14 protein-coding genes are annotated in these 17,904 nt (G+C 72.0%); 4 read left to right on the forward strand and 10 right to left on the reverse strand.

Annotated elements, in window-relative coordinates; translation table 11 throughout:
- Positions 1–2: 2 nt before the first annotated feature.
- From VMS22_10325 to VMS22_10340, 4 genes are read right to left on the reverse strand one after another with little or no spacing between them, the layout of a single operon-like run.
- Entirely contained in the window at positions 3–1,460 is a 1,458-nt protein-coding gene (locus VMS22_10325; protein HXJ34419.1) for an amidase, read from the reverse strand.
- A 38-nt stretch (positions 1,461–1,498) separates the two neighbouring features.
- Complete coding sequence (locus VMS22_10330) at positions 1,499–2,875, reverse strand: alcohol dehydrogenase catalytic domain-containing protein (protein ID HXJ34420.1); 1,377 nt, start codon at positions 2,873–2,875, stop codon at positions 1,499–1,501.
- 45 nt (positions 2,876–2,920) lie between these two features.
- Positions 2,921–3,346: a hypothetical protein gene (locus VMS22_10335; GenBank protein ID HXJ34421.1), complete on the reverse strand. Its 426-nt coding sequence runs from the start codon at positions 3,344–3,346 to the stop codon at positions 2,921–2,923.
- Between the two features lie 59 nt (positions 3,347–3,405).
- Entirely contained in the window at positions 3,406–4,707 is a 1,302-nt protein-coding gene (locus VMS22_10340; GenBank protein HXJ34422.1) for an AarF/UbiB family protein, read from the reverse strand.
- Between the two features lie 88 nt (positions 4,708–4,795).
- Between VMS22_10340 and VMS22_10345 the strand changes: the two genes are divergently transcribed.
- The 3 genes from VMS22_10345 to VMS22_10355 all read left to right on the forward strand — a co-directional run bounded on the left by VMS22_10345 (position 4,796) and on the right by VMS22_10355 (position 7,728).
- A complete protein-coding gene (locus tag VMS22_10345; GenBank protein ID HXJ34423.1) occupies positions 4,796–6,424 on the forward strand; it encodes a class I adenylate-forming enzyme family protein in 1,629 nt (542 codons plus the stop codon).
- Positions 6,425–6,429: 5 nt separating this feature from the next.
- Complete coding sequence (locus tag VMS22_10350; GenBank protein ID HXJ34424.1) at positions 6,430–7,086, forward strand: GNAT family N-acetyltransferase; 657 nt, start codon at positions 6,430–6,432, stop codon at positions 7,084–7,086.
- A gap of 219 nt (positions 7,087–7,305) precedes the next feature.
- Positions 7,306–7,728: a hypothetical protein gene (locus VMS22_10355; GenBank protein ID HXJ34425.1), complete on the forward strand. Its 423-nt coding sequence runs from the start codon at positions 7,306–7,308 to the stop codon at positions 7,726–7,728.
- Between the two features lie 129 nt (positions 7,729–7,857).
- Here the strand turns inward: VMS22_10355 and VMS22_10360 are convergent, their stop codons facing one another.
- From VMS22_10360 to VMS22_10380, 5 genes are read right to left on the reverse strand one after another with little or no spacing between them, the layout of a single operon-like run.
- The gene (locus VMS22_10360; GenBank protein HXJ34426.1) at positions 7,858–9,444 is read right to left on the reverse strand and encodes a glycosyltransferase family 39 protein; all 1,587 of its coding nucleotides are present in this window, start codon (positions 9,442–9,444) and stop codon (positions 7,858–7,860) included.
- Positions 9,441–11,372 (reverse strand): ABC transporter ATP-binding protein, encoded by a 1,932-nt coding sequence (locus tag VMS22_10365; GenBank protein ID HXJ34427.1) that lies wholly within the window; start codon positions 11,370–11,372, stop codon positions 9,441–9,443. The genes VMS22_10360 and VMS22_10365 overlap by 4 nt, the downstream gene beginning before the upstream one ends.
- Positions 11,369–13,282 carry an ABC transporter ATP-binding protein gene (locus VMS22_10370; GenBank protein ID HXJ34428.1) on the reverse strand — a complete coding sequence of 638 codons (1,914 nt, stop codon included), beginning with the start codon at positions 13,280–13,282 and terminating at the stop codon, positions 11,369–11,371. Before VMS22_10370 ends, VMS22_10365 begins: the two co-directional genes overlap by 4 nt.
- Positions 13,279–14,364, reverse strand: a complete 1,086-nt coding sequence (locus VMS22_10375) for a zf-HC2 domain-containing protein (GenBank protein ID HXJ34429.1) — start codon at positions 14,362–14,364, stop codon at positions 13,279–13,281. The genes VMS22_10370 and VMS22_10375 overlap by 4 nt, the downstream gene beginning before the upstream one ends.
- Before the next feature lie 49 nt (positions 14,365–14,413).
- Positions 14,414–14,959 carry a sigma-70 family RNA polymerase sigma factor gene (locus VMS22_10380; protein HXJ34430.1) on the reverse strand — a complete coding sequence of 182 codons (546 nt, stop codon included), beginning with the start codon at positions 14,957–14,959 and terminating at the stop codon, positions 14,414–14,416.
- 272 nt (positions 14,960–15,231) lie between these two features.
- Here VMS22_10380 and VMS22_10385 point away from each other — a divergent pair, with 272 nt between their 5' ends.
- Positions 15,232–17,559 (forward strand): VIT and VWA domain-containing protein, encoded by a 2,328-nt coding sequence (locus VMS22_10385; GenBank protein ID HXJ34431.1) that lies wholly within the window; start codon positions 15,232–15,234, stop codon positions 17,557–17,559.
- A gap of 86 nt (positions 17,560–17,645) precedes the next feature.
- Here the strand turns inward: VMS22_10385 and VMS22_10390 are convergent, their stop codons facing one another.
- Entirely contained in the window at positions 17,646–17,903 is a 258-nt protein-coding gene (locus tag VMS22_10390; protein ID HXJ34432.1) for a hypothetical protein, read from the reverse strand.
- Position 17,904 lies beyond the last annotated feature (1 nt).

Consider the following 17,904-nt stretch of genomic DNA (forward strand, 5'->3'; position numbering starts at 1 on the left):
GCTCACGCGAATCCCGGCGGCGGCGTGAAGCCGCCCACGACGGCACCGAGGCGCCGCGCGACGTCGATCGGCGTGCGATCTTCGAGGTAGGGCCCGACGATCTGGATGCCGACCGGCAGCCCGCCCGGCGTGCGGCCGATCGGAGCGCTCGTCGCCGGTAGATGCGCCATCGTCGCGGGACCGATCCACGTGAAGAGGTTCATGTAGGGCATCGCCGCGTCGTTCACCATGATCGTGCGCGCCGGAAACGGATCGCTGTGGTCGTGCGGGATCGCCGCGACGGGGACGATCGGCATGAGGAGCACGTCGAACTGCCGGAAGAAGTCGGCGAACGCCGCCTGGATGCGCTTGCGGCGCTCGTGGAGGCGGAGCCAGTCGCGGTGGCGGATGGTCGCCGCGCGCGCGCTGCGCGCGAGCGGGCCGTCGTCGTCGGGCGGAAAGCTCGCCGCGAGCTGCACGAGGTTCTCGAACCCGTCGTCGGGCATGCCGGCGAGGATGATCGGGTTCAGAAGATAGTGGTACGTCCGCACCGCGTCGGCGAAGTCGAACCGTGGCCGCGCACGATCGTCGACGCGCGCGCCCGCCCGTCGGAGCGCGGCGACGGCGGTTTCGAGGAGGGTGCGTACCTCGCCGTCGACTGGAAACGCCGGGTCGTCGAGCCAGGCGGCGAAGCGGTACGCCTTCGAATCATCGCGACGCGGCGGCGGCAGCTCGATGCGCCACGCGCGCGCGTCCTCCGGGCCCGGACCGACCAGGACGTCGAGCCCGAGGTCCAGGTCGTCGACGCCGCGTGCGAGCGGACCAAAGACGCCGAGGTCGTCCTCGGCGAGTCGTCCCGGCGGGCCCGGGATGTGCCCGCGCCCGGGCACGATGCCCCAGGTCGGCTTGTGACCGTAGACACCGCACCAGCCCGCCGGCGTGCGGATGGAGCCGCCGATGTCGCTCCCGAGCTCGAAGCCCGTGAGCCCCGCTGCGAGTGCCGCCGCCGCGCCGCCCGACGAGCCGCCCGGCGTTCGGCCCACGTTCCAGGGATTGTTCGTCGTGCCGAAGATCGGATTGAACGTCTGCACGTCGCTCGCGAGCGTCGGCACGTTCGTCTTGCCGAAGATCACGGCGCCCGCGGCGCGCAGGCGGGCGACCGCCTCCGCATCGCGCTCGGGGACGTGGGTCGCGATCTCGCTCCAGCCGCACGTGGTGCGCATGCCGGCCGTTTCGTAGGTGTCCTTGATGGTCATCGGCACGCCGTGGAGCGGTCCCCACGTCTCGCCGCGCGCGAGCGCCGCGTCGGCCTCGTCGGCGCGCCGGCGCGCGCGCTCGACGTCGAGTGTCACGACGGCATTGAGGCCCGGGTTCATCCGTTCGATGCGACCGAGGTAGTGATCCAGCAGCTCACGGCAGCCGATCTCGCGCCCTCGGAGCGCCGCCGCGAGCGCCGTCGTCGAGCGATGCGCGATGTCCATCACCGAGCAGTGTCACGCGGGGTGGGCGAGAGCAAGGCTCACGCGAGGAGCGTCGCCTCGGGGTGCGTGACGACGACCTTGATGGCGGATGGGTGCGCGGCGGTGGCGAACGCGTCGGCGAGTCGCGAAGATGCCATGACGTTCGAGACGAGACGCGGCGCGAGATCCGTTCCGACGTCGGGCAGTACGTCGAGCGCGGTGGCGAAGTCGCCGCACCGCGACGTCGTGACGGAGATGCCGCGATCCAGCACGGCCGCCGTGAGCGCATCGCGTGTCTGTCCCGTGTCGGCGAGCACGACGACGCCGCGCGGGCGGACGAGACCGCGCTCGCGATCGGCGCGGGGACGGACGGCGGCATCGACCTCGGCGAGCGATCCCGCGACGACGACGTCGGCGCCGCCGAGCGGGAGCGCCGGCGCCTCGCGCTCGGACAGGAGTCGCAGTCCTGCGGGCCGGAGGTCGCGCGGCGCACCCGGCAACACCACGGCCGTCGCCAGCCGCGGGCCGTCGAACGGCGCGGCGAGATCGTCCCGTAGCGGCACCAGCGCGATCTCGTCGACGACCATGGCCGTCGCATGCGCGAGGCCGCACGACGGCTCGCCGCACGTGGTCTTCAAGTGCACCTCGCCGGACGCGAGCGCGAGCGCCCGCGCGAAGCCGGCCGGGCTCCCCGTCGTGTCGACGACGACGTCGGCGATCGGCTCGTGGAGCGCATCGGGATCGCGCGCGTCATCGGCGCCGCACGCGGTCGCGAGCGCCCGCAGCTCGGGGCGCCGGGCGAGCGCGAGGATCTCGTAGCCCGCGCCCGCCCGCCTGCGCCAGGCGGCGAGCGCGGCCACGACGAGGGACCCGAGGCGCCGCGGACCCAGCACCGCGATGCGCCGTCGCGGCACGCGCGTCGCCATCCGCACGGCGGCGAGGGCCGCCGCGAACGGCTCGACGAGCGTCGCGGTCAGTGGATCGATGGCCGGTGGCACGGCGTGGATCGCGGCGCGCGGCGCGAGGATCCACGGCGAGAAGCCGCCCGGGAGATCGTGGATGCCGAGGACGCGGCGGTCGGGACAGTGCGAGCCCATCTCGAGCCCGCACCAGGGGCAGTCGGTCACGAGACCGCGCGCCGCGTGCGACGCGTTGATCTCCACGACCACGGGACGGCCGCCGTCGCCGAGGGCGACGACTTCGTGCCCCGTCACCTGCGGCAGCGGGAACGGCAGGTGCCGTCGCGCGAGGTCGGTCGCGCACACGCCGCAATGGCTCGCGCGCAGGACCCGGTAGCCGGGACCGAAGTCGAGATGGGGTGCGCCGTCGCGCCGGATCCGCCAGCCGGTCGCCTCCGCGCCCTCGATCTCGTAGCGGGCCGGACGCAGCGCGCCGTCGGCGTGATACTCCTGCGCGACGAAGGCGACGCCGTCCATGCGTCCCCAGCCTTGCCACCCGGCGGCGCCGGGCGCCAGCCGGCGCTACCGGCTCGGCTGCGATCGGCCGGCGCGCTCGCGGAACGCGAAGAGGATCATCAGCGCCGGATACAGCAGGAGCATCGCGTAGAGCGCCCGCGGACGGCTCGCGAGGCGCGGCTCGAACTCGAGCAGGCGTCCCGCGTGATCGATCGCGTAGATGGCCCCGAGCGCGGCGAGCCCCATCACCACCACCAGGGTCTGGATGGCCGGGTAGGGCGCGATGCGATGGCGCTGGCTCCAGAGACCGAGGGCGATGGCGTTCGAGACGAGGAAGCAGGCGAGCAGCATGCGGGCGAGCGCGGGCTCTTCGAAGATGAACAGCCCTGCCGAGATGAGGATCCACAGCGTGCTGCCGAGCTGCGCGCCGATCCACCCTCCGGCGTTCCACTGAAAGCTGCCGCGGCCGACCGTTGGTTCGGTTGCGTCCATCGTGGCCTCCCGCTCCCACGAGTCTGCGCGGCGGCGAGTCGATTCTCAAACAGGCGGTGTCAGGTTCTCGTCCCGTCGGTCATGCCGAGGGCCTCGGCGAGGTAGGGCAGCGCGGCCTCGTTCAGCTGGAGCTGCGGATCGAGCCGCTTGCCGAGGCCCTCCGCGGTCATGAGGGCCAGGTTCACCATCGTCATGTGGCTGCGGGCCTGGATGCGGTGGCGGCGCAGGATGTCGAACAGACGGCCGATCTCGAGCGTGATCTGCACGTTGCCGAGTCCGCGCTTGTGCACCTGACGGACGTACTCCGCCATCTCGCGCTCGTAGACGCCGTAGTCGGCGACGTCCTTGTGCGGTGCGCTGTCGTAGAACAGGCGCGCGACCGTCGCGCCGTCGCCGACCGCGAACGAGTACAGGAGCGCGGCGCTGGTGAGGCGATCCGCGTCCTCGAGCGTGCCGATGAGCCCCAGGTCGAGGAAGACGACGCGGCCAGGCGGCAGGAAGCGGAGATTCCCCTGGTGGAGGTCGGCGTGGACGAAGCCGTGCGAGAAGATCATGCGGCAGACGGCGCGCATCCCGGCGTCGACGATGCGGCGCACGTCGAGGCCGCGCGCCTCGAGCTCGTCCTCGCGCACGCCCTCCACGAACTCCATGGTGAGCACGGCGTCCGAGCACGCCTCGGGGACGAGGCGCGGGAAATGGATGTCGCCGTCGCCGGCGAAGTTCGCCGTGAAGCGGCGGTTGTTCTCGGCCTCGTGCTCGAGGTGGATCTGATCCTCGACGGCGTTGCAGAAGGCCTCGAAGGCACCGGCGAGCGAGACGAGACGCAGGGACGGGACCGCGCGCTCGAGCGCACGCCCGACGAAGAGCAGGATCGAGCGGTCGAGCCGGACCCTTTCGAGGACGTCGGGGCGCCACACCTTCACGGCGACGGTCTCGCCGCTCGCGCGCCAGATCGCCCGGTGCACCTGCGCGACCGACGCCGCCGCCACCGGCTCGGGGTCGAAGCGGGCGAAGAGCTCCTCGAGCGGCCGGCCGAGATCGTGCTCGATCGTGCGGCGGACGTCGTCGAACGGGAACGGCGGCACCTGATCGCGGAGCTGCGCCAGCTCGTCGACGAGCGCGCGCGGCAGGAGATCGGCGCGCGTGGAGGCGATCTGCCCGACCTTGATGAACGTCGCGCCGAGCCGTGTCGAGGCCGCGACGAGCGCGCGGCCGAGCGCACGCGCCAGGCGGTCGCCGGGCGCGCGGCGCAGGGCCCAGGCCTCGCGCACGAAGACGCGCGAGCCGCGCGCCAGCGCGCCCGTCATCTGGAAGCTGCGCACGACGATGCGCCGGCGGCGGATCGGAGTGGGGGCATTCACGAACGCGCGAGTTTGACCGAAGGGGCGAGGGCGGGCTAGGCCCGCCCGTGATGCAGGAGCTGTGTGAGACCCTGAGGCCGCCGCGGGAGTGAGCGTGCGGCCGTTCGCGCCCTGGGTGTGGCGCATTCCGGAGCGTTTCAACATCGGCGTCGCGTGCACGGATGCGCACGTCGATACGCCGCGTGCCGATCGTCCGGCGGTCGTGGTCGACGACGATCGGACGGGCGCCGGCGTCGTCACCTTTCGCGAGCTGGCGGAGCGCACCAGCCGCTTCGCGGAGGTCCTGGGGGAGCTCGGTGTACAGGCCGGCGATCGGGTGCTCATCCGTCTCCCGAACTGCCTCGCGTACTCGACGGCGTTCCTGGGCGCCATGAAGCGCGGTGCCGTCCCCGTCCCGACCTCGACGCTGCTCACGGCCGACGAGGTGCAGTACCTCGCGGCCGACTCCGGCGCGGTCGCGATGGTGACCGATCGCGCGACCTGGGACGCGATGCGCGAGTCGCTCGAGCGCGAGGCCGCGCTGCGCGACGTGCTGCTCGTGGACGCACCCGGCGCCGCGCCGGCCGCCCGGCTCGCCGTGCACGACCTCGGGGTGCGGCTCGCCGCCGTCACGAGGTGGGCCGATGCGCATCCGACGCGCGCCGACGATCCCGCCTATCTCGTCTACACGTCGGGGACGACGGGCTACCCGAAGGGCGTGCTGCACGCGCATCGCGCGCTCCTCGGGCGGCAGCCGTCGTCCGAGTACTGGTTCGACTTCGACCCGGCCGGCGACCGCGTGCTGCATGCGGGGAAGTACAACTGGACCTACGTCCTCGGGACCGGACTCATGGACCCGCTCTATCGCGGGCACACGGCGATCGTCTGCGAGGGCGCGATGGAGGCCGCGCGCTGGCCGCAGCGCATCGCGCGGCACCAGGCCACGATCTTCATCGCCGTGCCCACGATCTACCGCCAGATCCTGCAGAAGACGACGTTCGTCGGACCCGACGTGCCGACGCTGCGACACTGCATGAGCGCGGGGGAGCAACTGCCGGCGGAGGTGCTCGACGAATGGCGGGCGCGTTTCGGGCTCGACATCTACGAGGGCCTCGGCATGACCGAGTGCTCGTACTACCTGTGCCAGACGAAGAGCCGCCCGATCCGTCCCGGCTCGGCCGGTTTCGCGCAGCCGGGGCACGACGTCCGGCTGCTCGATCCGGGCACCTTCGTCGACGTGCCCGAGGGTACCGAAGGCATGCTGTGCATTCCGCGCGACGATCCGGGCCTCATGTTGCGCTACTGGAACCAGCCCGAGGAGACGGCACGCTGCTTTTCGGGCGAGTGGTTCCTCACCGGCGACTACGCACGGCGGGACGCCGACGGCTACCTCTGGTTCCTCGGCCGCAAGGACGATCTCATCAACACGTTCGGCTATCGGGTGTCGCCCTACGAGGTCGAGCGCGTGCTGAAGGGCCATCCCGACGTGGGCGAGGTGGCGGCCGTCGGCGAGGAGGTGGGCGCCGGGAAGATTCTCGTCGTCGCGTACGTCGTCCCGCGCGCGTCGGGAGCGATCACCGCGGACGCCGTGCTCGCCTATGCACGCGAGCACCTCGCCTCGTACAAGGCGCCGCGCATCGTGTACCTGGTCGACGACTTTCCGCGCACGCGCAACGGCAAGGTGCTGCGCCGCGCGCTGCGGCCCGAGCAGGCGCGGGCGAGGGCCGGAGCGGCGTGAGGGCCATGGCGACGGCGTTCCGCAGGGCGCGGGCGGCCGATGCCCCGTTCCTCGCCTGGGTCATGCTGGAGGCGTCGCGCGGGCACGTCGGCCGGGGCGCGTGGGACGTCTACGTCGACGGCCCCGAGCCACGGGTGCTGGCGCTTCTCGAGCGGCTCGCGGTGCAGGCGGAGCCGTCGTTCTGTCGCTGGGAGGGATTCCTCGTCGCCGAGGTCGACGGCGTCCCGGCGGCGGCGCTCTGCGGATACGATCCGGGCGCGCCCGGCATGGCGAACCCCGATCCGGCGATCGTCCGCGCGGTCGTCGACGCGTTCGGGTGGGACGAGCTGCGGCGCCGCGCCGCGGACGCGCGGCTCGATCCCTTCATCACGTGCGTGAGCGTGCCGCCCCCGGAGACGTGGATCGTCGAGTGGGTGGCGACCCGACCTGGGTTTCGCCGCCGCGGGCTCGTTCGCGACCTCCTGCAGGCGATCGTCGCCGACGGGCGGCGTCGTGGGTTTCGCCGCTCGCAGATCACGCTGTTCATCGGCAACACGTCCGCCCAGCTCGCCTACGAGCGCGCCGGCTACCGAGTGATCGACGAGAAGCGCCACCCGGACTTCGCGCGTCTCATGGGTTGCCCGGGACTTGCGCGTATGACGCGCGAGATCGCGCCGCCGTGATCGGCGGGGCTTCTCGCCACGCATCGCGCCTTCGACGCTGCTCGTCTACGACCATCGGGTGGGTCAAGCCGCGTGCTGCGCGTCTCGCTGTGAGGGCTGTTCTAGTACTTTGGTCGCGTTGACCGTCTCCAAGGTCGCACATACATCGAAAGCATGAGGATGCATTCCGGATGGATGATGGCGGTTGGGGCGGCGGCGGTTCTGAACGCAGCTTCGGCCATGGCGGGGCCCGCGACGTCGACCACGACGACGAGCACCACGGCGGCGTCGAGCTCGACCTCGACGACCACGACGACGCTCCTCGGCGGATGCGCGGTGGAGGCGACCTTCGACTCGATCCTGTGCCGGCTCGACGCGCTGATCGCGGAGGCGCAGACGGCCTCGGATTTGGGACGCCTCAAGGGTGGAATCGTCGGCTCGGCCCAGAAGGCCAAGAAGCAGTGCGCGAAGGCGGCGATGCTCGGAACGGGGAAGAGCGCCTCGAACCAGGTGAAGAAGTGCTCGAAGAGCCTGGACACCTTCCGTCACAAGCTCGACTCGAACAACGCGCACAAGATCGTTCCCGAGGCGACGCGCAACCTCTTCCGCGACCAGGCCGCCCAGCTTCGCACCGACGCGAACAGTCTGCGCGGAACGCTGTAGCCGACCCGAGCCACGGCTCGGGTCGGAGTCGGACGCGAGAGCCGTGGCGTTGGTGGACCGCGCGACCGGTATGCCGCGGCCGGCGAAGCCGGCGCGGCATGCCGTCACGCATGGCGGCGGGGCAAGAATCTAAGGGGAGCGCGGGGCTGTTGCGTAGAGGATGTGGTGTCCTCGGGTTTCCCAGGGGTAGACGGTCGTGATCGCCTGGATCTCGGCTACGTGGCGGGGGCTGGTGACGATCCAGAGGAAGGGATGCTGGGCGAGTTGACGGCGTAGCTGGTTCGGGCGGTTCGCGCGGATGACGGGTCGCGCGAGGTAGAAGAGCATCGAGGCCGCGGTGACCTCGTAGGAGACGATCGGGGCGGGCGGCGCCGCCTGGATGATCGTCGCCAGCTCCTTCTCGCCGACGACCCGGCTCACGCGGGGCGCAACCGCCGCGTAGAACACGAACGAGCACACGACCATGCCTGCGGCGACGCCGAGCACCGCGGCTCGCAGACCGGAGAGGCGCCACAGCAGGAGGAGCGCGAGCGCCAGGAATGGCAGTGTGAACAGCGCCGGTGCGATCTGCGCGATCACGACGTGCGGCTTGTGGTGGCCGATCCGCAGGGCGATCGCCGGTGCGATCGCGACGGCGGCGACGAGCACGCCGATCCCGCCGGCGACGAGACGGCGGACCGACGCATGTTCGAGGTGGCGTCGCAGCGTGTAGGCCGTGACCGCAGCGAGCGGGGGAACGGCGGGGAGCACGTAGGTGACGAGCTTGCCGTGGGACAGGCTGAAGAAACCGACGATGCCGGCCGCCCAGACGAGGCAGAAACGCGCCGCCTCATTGCCACGCGTCGCGACGACGAGCAGCGTCGCAGGCAGGACGAGGCTCCACGGGAAGAGCACGAGGAGCACGCCCGGGCCATAGTACCACCAGGGTCCCGCGTGGAACGTCGTCGTGTCCTCGCTGAAGCGCGCCAGGTGGTGAACCAGGAAGAACTCGCGCAGGTAGTCGGGGTCGAGAACCTGCGCCGTCGCGTACCAGGGCGCGGCGACGGCGACGAAGGCGAGCAGCGGTCCCGCGTATGCCAGCGGCGAGCGCGGGATCGGACGGCGCGTGAGCAGCGCGAAGACGAGCGGGATGGCGCCGACGAACAGTGGCGCGATCATCCCCTTGGTCAGCATGCCGAGCCCGGCGGCCACGGCCGCGACGTAGAGGAGGGAGCGTCGCTCGGGCGCGGCGGTCCACCGCTCCGCCGCCGCCACCCCGAGCGTCAGCCAGCAGGTGAGCAGCATGTCGAGGCTCCCGTATCGTCCGATCGCGAGGAATCCGGCCGACGTCAGCAGCACGGCCACCGCGAGGCGTGCGGTGCGCCGGTCCCACACGGCGCGGCACCAGACGAACACGACGGCGAGCGTGCCGAGCGCCGTGAGTGCGGAGACGAGCCGCGCACCGAGCTCGTTCACGCCGGCCACCCCCAAGGCGAGCGCGGCGAGCCAGTAATAGAGGATCGGCTTGTCGTGGTACGGCTGGAAGTTGTGCTGCGGCAGCAGCTTGCCGCGCCAGGTGGTGGCGTCGAACAGCTCGCGTGCGATCTCGGAATGGCGTCCCTCGTCGGGATCCCACAAGCCGTAGTGCCCGAGGTTCACGAGCAGGACGACGGCGGCGAGCGCGAAGAGGCCCCCCGTGAGCCAGCGATCCCGAGCGGCGCGGTCCGGCGGCGTCACGCGGTCCCGAGCTGCTGGAGCTCGACGTACCGGCGGTACGCGCCCCGTGGACGCGCGAGCAGGTCGCGCGGTGCCCCGTCTTCGACGAGGCGTCCGTCCTCCAGCACGAGCACGCGGTCGGCGGCCTGCGCGATCGCGAGGCGATGGCTGATCACGAGCACGATGCGCGAGGGTGCGAGCTCGCGCAGGCGCGCCACGAGCCGGCGCTCGCTCGCCGGATCGAGCGCGGCCGTCGGCTCGTCGAGGATCAAGATGGGCGCGTCGCGCAGGAAGGCGCGCGCGATCGCCACCCGACTCCGCTGCCCGACGGAGAGCTTCGCGCCGCCACGCCCGACCGCCGTCGCGTAGCCTGCCGGAAGGGCGCGCACGAACTCGTCGGCGCCGGCGAGCATCGCCGCGCGGCGGACCTCGAGATCCGAGGCGTCGGGGTCACCCAAGCGGATGTTGTCGGCGATGGTGCCCTGGAGGAGACCGGGCTCCTGGAAGACGAAGCCGACGCGTGCGCGAAGCGACGCGGCCCGCAGCTCCGTCACGTCCCGGCCGTCGACGAGCACGCGCCCCGCGGTCGCGACGAGAAAGCCCGGAACGAGGCTCGCGAACGTCGTCTTGCCGGCGCCGGCCGGCCCGACGAGAGCCACCAGCTCGCCGCGCCGCAGCTCGCAGGACACGTCGCACAGCACGGGAGCACCGGCGTGGTCGAAGCCGACCTGCTCGAATCGGATCCGCTCGGGCGCAACGGGCGCATCCACCGCGGCCGCCGGAACGTGCTCGGCCGGCGCGTCGAGCGCGTCGAACACGCGGCCGAGTCCGGCCGCCGAGGTCTGCAAGCGGATCCAGCACGTGCCGAGCTCGACGACGTAGAAGACGACTTGCGCGAAATACGCGAAGAGCAGCGCGAAGTCGCCGACCGAGATGCGACCCGCGATGACCAGATCGGCGATGTGCAGGAAGGTGTAGAGCGCGAGCCCGAAGCCGGCGAAGGTCGCGACCAGCGCGGCACCGCCGCCCAGCAGCAACATGCGCCGGTGGCTCGTGAAGCCCGCCCAGCTCATGCGATCGAAGCGCTGTCGCTCGCCGGTGCCGGCGTCGAGGCCCTGGATGGCCGGCACCCGGGCGAGCGCTTCGGACAGCTTCGCGGTCGCTCGCGCACCGGCGACCCGGCTTTCGGTCGCCGCGCGCCGGAGCGCCGTGACGAAGGGCCAGGTGACCAGGAACGAGAGCGGGAGGAACGCCAGCGCCGCCAGGATGAGCTCGGGCAGATCGCCGAACGCGAGCTCGATGGCGCCGGCGGTGAGCGCGAGGCCGATCGGCGCCACGATCGGTGTCAGCACGAGCCGATAGCACGCGTTCGTGATCGCGGGCGTGTCGTACATCACGCGATAGACGGCGTCGCCGAGCTGCGTGTCGGCGAGCGCGGGCATCGGCGTCGCGAGGAGGCGCGCGAACAGGTCGCAGCGGAAGCGGTGATTCAGGTCCTGCGTCAGGCGCATCGTGAACCACGTCTCGAGCAGCCCGACGAGCCCGCCGTGCGCGCTCCAGCCGGCGTTGGCGGCGTTCTCCGTGGTGGTGGCGGTATCCCCCCCGCTCGCGAGCGACGTGTCGGCGTAGCTGTTCTCGGGGGACGTGGTCCCGAACGCGCCGACCAGGACGAGCAGCACCCCCTGGGCGACGACCGTCCACCACAGGATGCCCATCGGATCGTGCTCGGGGAGCCAGTCCGTGAACCACCGAACGAAGAACGGATAGGGCCGAGGCAGCGCGCCGAACGGCGTCCCGACGATGACGTGATCGATCAGGATCTTGGTCGGCCACGGCAGCAGGAGCACCGGCACCAGGCCGAGGAGCACGATCGCCAGCTTGGTGAGGAAGCGACCCCGGAAAGGCCACATGTGGGCCAGGGCGCGGGCGAGCACGCGCGTCGGCTTCATGCGACCAGCCCCTCGAGCTCGCTCGCGACCAGCGCGCGGTACACGCCGCTCGGACGCTCGAGCAGCGTGCGGTGCGGTCCCTGCTCGACCACGCGCCCGCCCTCGAGCACGACGATGTGGTCGGCCCGCCGCACGGTCGTCAGCCGATGGGTCACGACGACGATCACGCGGCCGCGGCCCCAGTCGGCGAGGCGGTCGAGGAGCGCCGCCTCGGTCGCGGGATCGAGCGACGCGGTCGGCTCGTCGAGGACGAGAATGCGCGGGTCCTTCAGCACGGCGCGCGCCACGGCCAGGCGCTGCCGCTCGCCCGCCGAGAGCTTTGCGCCGCGCTCGCCGATCACGGTCTCGTAGCCCGACGGCAGCCGCATGATGAAGTCGTCCGCGCAGGCGACGCGCGCGGCCGCGCGGACGGCGTCGTCGGTGGCCTGCGGCGCGGCGTAGCGGATGTTCTCGCGCACGCTTCCGGCGGCCAGGAGGGGCTCCTGCAGGACGACGGCCATGCGCGCGCGCAGGCTCCCGACCCGCAGGCGACGCAGGTCCTGGCCGTCGATCGTGACCGCGCCGCGATCGGGGTCGAACAGACGCAGCAGCAGCGCGACCAGCGTGCTCTTGCCGGCGCCGGTCGGTCCGACGATCGCAGTGATCTCACCGGCGCGGGCTGACAGCGAGACGTCCGCGAGCGCGGGGCGTCCCGGCTCGTAGGCGAAGATCACGTGGTCGAAGGCCACGCCCTCGCGGGCGGGCGGCGCGTCGACGGCGTCCGGCGCTTCGACCACATCCGGCGTGAGGTCGAGCACGGCGAAGGCCCGGCGCAGTCCGACGACGACGTCGTGCGCCTGGGCCCACGTGCGCCAGAGCTGGCGTGCGGCGCTGGTGCCGTTGCCCAGGTGCTGGCGCACGAACTGGAAGCAGCCGAGGTTCCAGGCCGCGAAGCCCGCCATCACGAGCAGGCGCCGCGCGAGCACGGGCGCACCGTCGCGCGCCGACGCCGTCGCCCACGCCGTCGCGATGATGAGTGCCGCGCCGAGCACGATGAAGACTGCGACGTCGAAGGCCACCAGCAACCCGCGAGCCGCGAAGGCTCCGCGAAAGGCGGCGGCGGAATCGGCGGTGAAGCGCGCGAGGGCCCAGGGCTCGGCGCCGTACGCCTTCAGCACCGGGAGGCTCGCGAGCTCCTCCTCGATGCTCGCGGTGAGGCCGCTGGCGCGCTCGCGGGCGATCCGGAAGCCGCGCGCGAGCCGCGGGCTCACCAGCATCGCCAGGCCCACGATCGGCGGCCAGGTGGCCAGGAGAACGAGGGCGAGCCGCGGGTCGACCGCCGCGACCAGCGCGAGGGACAGCACGAGACGCCCGATCCCGAACAGCGGCAGGAGCAGGAGCACCTGCACCACCTGGGTCACCATCGCGCTGTCCTGGAAGAGGCGATAGATCGCGTCGCCCACGCGCGCGGTGCCGTGGAAGCGCAGCGAGAGCGCCTGCAGGCGATCGAAGAGCGCGACCCGCAGGTGCTGGTTCACCCACTGCAGGATCGTGAGCTGGTAGTACCAGAGCGCCATGCCGGCGAAGAGGGCGGGGATCGCGAACACCGCCCAGAGGGCGATCGCGCGCACGGCGATGGCGTGGCGGACGGCGGCGGTCATGGTCGTGACGTCCGCGGTCGTCGCCGGATCGAGCCGGAGCACGGACGCTTGCAGCGTCGTCAGCGGCGCGCCGTTCAGCACGCGCGTCCACACGACGTCGAACAGGAGCGCGCTCGGTGGAATCAGCACGAGCGCCAGCATCGTCACGGACGCGAGGAGCGCCGCGACGTGCCAGCGGACGGGGCGGACCCACTCGAGCGTTCGCCGGACGAGCACGACGACGTCGCCGAGACGCGGGCGGCTGTTCTCGCCGGAGGGAAGATCGCTCACGGAGCCGTCACCCGAAAGTGGCGTTCGCCGGCTTCGCCGTCCTTGGACGCGAACGTGAGCGCGTACCGGCCCGGAGTCAGCAAGCGCGACGGAAAACGGAACGCCGGGCGGCCGGCGTCGGCGTCGGACGCGCTCTCGCGTCGTGCGACGAAGGTCCGCACGCCCCCCGCGTCGTGGAGCATCGCCGCCGCCGCGCCCGGTGGCGCGTCCTCGATGCGAAGGATCACGTCGCCGGCGCCCGGAGCAATGACGATGGTCGGCTCGCCCGCCGCGATGAGAATCTCCGGCGTGGTCGCCTGCGCTCGCGACCGCATCTGCTCGGGCTCGGCCGGCTTCGACTTCTGCTCGGCGTCGTTGCGCGCCAGACCCTCGTCGCCTTTGGCCGCCGCTGCGAGCTTGTCGCGGGCCACGTAGCCGAGCGCCGTCGCCGCGGGTGCGGGGGTGTCGGCCTCCTTGCGAAGATCGTACTCGTCGCCTGACGGGGCGGGCGCGGCCGCCGGCTTCCCGCCACCGGCTCCGGCGGGCGCCTCCGGCTGGCGCGTCTTGGCGGGAGCCGCCTCCTCGTCGGCGAGGACGTGGCGCGCGGGCCCCCCGATCGATCTCTTCTCCTGCTCCACGACGGCCGTCGGCGCAGTGACGCGGCCCGAGAGCGTCGGGTACAGCACGGCGAGGAGCGCCACCGCGTAGGCGAAGGCCGGGTGCCACAGGATGCGGCCGATCGACGGGAACGCAAACGACCGGCGCGGTCGCGGCGTCCGCTCGGCGGCCGGTGCGGACAGCGGATCGAACGTCCGCAGCGTGTGCGCCTCGTCGCGACACGCCGCACACGCGGCCAGATGCTCGGCGATCGCATGTCGCGTCGTGGGGGCGAGCGCGGCGCCCCCGTCGACGTAGCGCACGAGGTCGTCCGGATCGGGGTGCGATCCGCTGCCGAGGGCCAGGTGGAGCTCCGTCCACGCGCGCACCTCGGCGGCGCACGCCGGACAGCGCGGATAGTGGTCGCGGAACTCGGCCCATACCGCTCCGGTCGGATCGGCGAGAAAGCCCGCGAGATCGAGCTCGTATGCCTTCCGGCAGCTCATGCGTCCCCGCCCTGGAGGTCGGCCGCGCGCGACGAAATGGATCGCGCCGTCACGTCGGCTCCTCGGCGAAGCGGCGCCGCAGCGCGGTCAGGGCCTCGCGCAGCCGGCGCTTCATCGTCCCGAGCGGGATCCCGGTGTCGCGACTCACCTGCTCGTAGGTCTTGCCTTCGCGATAGACGCCCTCGAGCACGCGTTGCGCGTCGGCGGGCAGATCGCGGGCCGCGGTCCACACCTCCCTCGCACGCGCGTCGGGAGCGGGGTCGGCGACGGCGCGCGCCGTCTCCTCGTCCCACGGCAGCGTCTCGCGCTCGTGGTGGCGCAGCTTCGTCTTCAGGCGGTCGACGAACTTGTTGCGCGTGAGGACGCGGACGTAGCCGACGAAGGCCTGCGGATCGCGCAGCCGTCCCGCCTGGGCGTTTGCGACGATGGCGAGCAGCACCTCCTGGCGCAGGTCGTCCCATTCGTCGCGGAAGTCGTACGCGCGGAGCTGTGTGAGCTGACTGGTCACGAGGCGGTTCACCCGGGCGAGTGCCGCCCGCTCGCCGGCGAGGAGCCCGCGGAGGACCAGGAGCCAGTCCTCGCCGGGGCTCACCATCGGCGTGCCATCCTAGGCCAATGCCCTGGCGTGGACCAACGCGGTCTCCGCGGATCGCGTTTCGGCGGGCGGGCGGCCGGGGAAAGGGCTTCGGCTTCGGCTCCGCCGCGCGACACGACACACGGCGTGTCACGGCCCGACGTTTCGTCGCGCCGCTTCGCAGGCGCCTCCGCCCTCCCCCCGGGCCGCCCGCCCGCCGCCCGCGCAGCGAGCCGCGCAGCGGCGTGATCCGATTTCGCGGGGCGCGACGACCTACGCGGCAGGAGGTCATCATGCGAACTGCACTTGCCATAGCGACCCTCGTGTTGGCGCTGAGCGTCCGTCCCGCGCTCGCCGCCACTGGTTCTCTCGACGCCGTCGGACCCGATGGACGGGCGCTCGGGGGGTGTCCACTCGAGCATACGGACGTGAAGGCGACGGTGTCGGGCTTCGTCGCGCGCGTGACGGTCACGCAGCGGTTCGGGAATCCGTTCTCGGACCCGATCGAGGCGATCTACACGTTTCCGCTCTCCGAGCGCGCGGCCGTCGACGCCATGACGATGCGCACCGGCGATCGCGAGATCCGCGGTGACATCAAGACCCGGGAAGAGGCGCACAGGATCTACGAGGAGGCGAAGCGTGCCGGCAAGCTCACCAGCATCCTCGACGAGGAGCGGCCGAACATCTTCACGCAGTCGCTCGCCAACGTGATGCCGGGCGCAAAGGTCGAGATCGTCATCTCCTACGTCGAGCCGCTCAAGTTCGCGGCCGGCACCTTCGAGCTGACGTTCCCGACCGTGGTCGGGCCGCGCTTCATTCCGCCGGCCGGCGTGCCGGATGCGGACCGGATCACGCCGCCGGTCACCCCCGAGGGGACGCGTGCCGGGCACGACATCGCGATTGCCGTCGACGTCGACGCGGGCCTGCCGATCGGCACGGTAGAGTCGCCGCTGCACGAGATCGACGTCGCGCGCCCGGACGCCACGCATGTCCGCGTGGCACTGCGCGCGAAGGACGAGATTCCGAACCGCGACTTCGTGCTGCGCTGGGGCGTGTCGGGTGACCAGGTGCGCAGCGGCTACCTCGCGCACCGCGACCCCAAGGGCGACGGGTACGTGACGTTCATCCTCGTGCCCCCGAAGCGGGTCACGGCCACGACGGCGGCACCGAAGGAGATGATCTTCGTCATCGACCGCTCGGGCTCGCAGTCGGGCCTGCCGCTCCTCAAAGCCAAGGAGACGATGCACTGGATCCTCGACCACATGAACGCGAACGATACCTTCCAGGTCGTCGACTTCGGGAACACGGCGAGCCAGCTTTTTCCGACGCCGCAGCCGGCGAGCCTCGAGATGCGCCGCCGGGCCCGCACGTACATCGATGCGCTCGAGGCGAACGGCGGCACCATGATGGCCGACGCGGTCGAGACCGTGTGTCGGATGCCCGCGGCCGACAACCGCCTACGCATCGTCACGTTCATGACCGACGGCTACGTCGGCAACGACCTCGAGGTGCTGGGGCTGGTGAAGAAGCTCCGCGGCACCTCACGCTGGTTCCCGTTCGGGACGGGCAACGGCGTCAACCGCTTCCTCATCGACGGCATGGCGCGCCTCGGTGGCGGCGAGGCCGACTACGTCCTGCTGAACGAGTCGGGCGAGAAGGTCGCCCGCCAGTTCTACGACAAGATCGCGTCGCCGGTCCTGACCGACGTGCACGTCGACTTCGAAGGACTGGAGGTCGTCGACGTCTTCCCGCGCGAGCAGTCGGACGTGTGGGCGGAGCGCCCGCTCGTCGTCCACGCGCGCTATCGCACGGCGGGGCATGGCCGCGTCGTGCTGCGGGGCTTCCAGCAGGGGAGGGCGTACGAGCAGGCGCTCGACGTGACGCTGCCGGCGGCCGAACCCGAGCACGATGCGATCGCGTCCATGTGGGCGCGCGCCAAGGTCGAGGCGCTCACGAACGAGGATCTCTCGGCCATGCAATCGGGGAGCTTCCCGGCGCCGCTGAAGGATCAGATCGTCCAGGTCGCGCTCGCGCACCGCATCGTGACGCCGTTCACGTCGTTCGTGGCGGTGGAGGATCGGGTGGTGAACGAGGGCGGTGTCACCCGAACGGTCGCGGTTCCCGTGGAGATGCCCCAGGGCGTGACCTACGAGGGCGTCTTCGGTGACGGGAGAGGAGGCGCCGGCGGCAAGCTCGCCGCCGCGCAGGCGCCGGCCGGCTCGCCCATGCGGGCCCTGGGCTACGCCGCCAAGTCGGCGACCGAGCCGATGGCACGCGACGAGCTGCGGGCCGACAAGGCCGCCCCGCTCGAGGAGAAGGAGTACGACCGACCGGCTCGGACGCTGTCCGTCGCGGCACGGCGCCGCCTCGCACCCGCGCTCGCGACACTGATCGAGAAGGGGCCCGGTGCTCCGGGCGCCGCGACGTCGGGCGGCGGATGGGTACGCGTCCGCGTCTCGCTCAAGAGCCCGTCGGCGGACGTCGTCCGGGCGCTCGAAGCGGCCGGACTGCAGCTGGGACGGATCGGCACCAGGACGATCGAGGGCGTCGTCGCTCTCGACAAGCTGGTCGCACTCGCCGAGCTCGACGCCGTCGAACGCATCGAGCCGGCCACGACCTGAGCCGTCGCACTTGGAACAACGAGCATCCGGCGCCGTCGGGGAGGGGGTCCCGACGGCGCCGGGCCGTTCAGGATTCGTTCGCTCGCTTACGCGGCGTTACGGAATCCGTCGCGGTGATCGCTCGGTGGGTTCGGTTTCGACTCGCTGTCCGACTTCGCGTCGGGCCCGCGGCTCATCAGGATGGCGATGCGAAGAGCGACGAGACCGCCGAACGCCCACACCAGCGCCGCAACCGCCGCCGTCACGTCGACCGCCGAGAGACCGGTCGTGACGGCCGACAGCGACGGAACGAGCTGGATCGGGAACACCGTCGCGGGCAGCATCGGGAAAGCGCCGGGAAGCATC

It is taken from the genome of Candidatus Eisenbacteria bacterium, assembly GCA_035577985.1.
GTDB lineage: Bacteria > Desulfobacterota > Binatia > DP-6 > DP-6 > DATJZY01.

Excerpts from the sequence above, each read along its gene's own strand:
- VMS22_10325 (HXJ34419.1), bottom strand. The coding sequence starts at position 1,460 with ATGGACATCGCGCATCGCTCGACGACGGCGCTCGCGGCGGCGCTCCGA.
- VMS22_10330 (HXJ34420.1), bottom strand. The coding sequence starts at position 2,875 with ATGGACGGCGTCGCCTTCGTCGCGCAGGAGTATCACGCCGACGGCGCG.
- VMS22_10335 (HXJ34421.1), bottom strand. The coding sequence starts at position 3,346 with ATGGACGCAACCGAACCAACGGTCGGCCGCGGCAGCTTTCAGTGGAAC.
- VMS22_10350 (HXJ34424.1), top strand. The coding sequence starts at position 6,430 with ATGGCGACGGCGTTCCGCAGGGCGCGGGCGGCCGATGCCCCGTTCCTC.
- VMS22_10355 (HXJ34425.1), top strand. The coding sequence starts at position 7,306 with ATGGCGGGGCCCGCGACGTCGACCACGACGACGAGCACCACGGCGGCG.
- VMS22_10365 (HXJ34427.1), bottom strand. The coding sequence starts at position 11,372 with ATGAAGCCGACGCGCGTGCTCGCCCGCGCCCTGGCCCACATGTGGCCT.
- VMS22_10375 (HXJ34429.1), bottom strand. The coding sequence starts at position 14,364 with ATGAGCTGCCGGAAGGCATACGAGCTCGATCTCGCGGGCTTTCTCGCC.
- VMS22_10380 (HXJ34430.1), bottom strand. The coding sequence starts at position 14,959 with ATGGTGAGCCCCGGCGAGGACTGGCTCCTGGTCCTCCGCGGGCTCCTC.
- VMS22_10385 (HXJ34431.1), top strand. The coding sequence starts at position 15,232 with ATGCGAACTGCACTTGCCATAGCGACCCTCGTGTTGGCGCTGAGCGTC.
- VMS22_10390 (HXJ34432.1), bottom strand. The coding sequence starts at position 17,903 with ATGCTTCCCGGCGCTTTCCCGATGCTGCCCGCGACGGTGTTCCCGATC.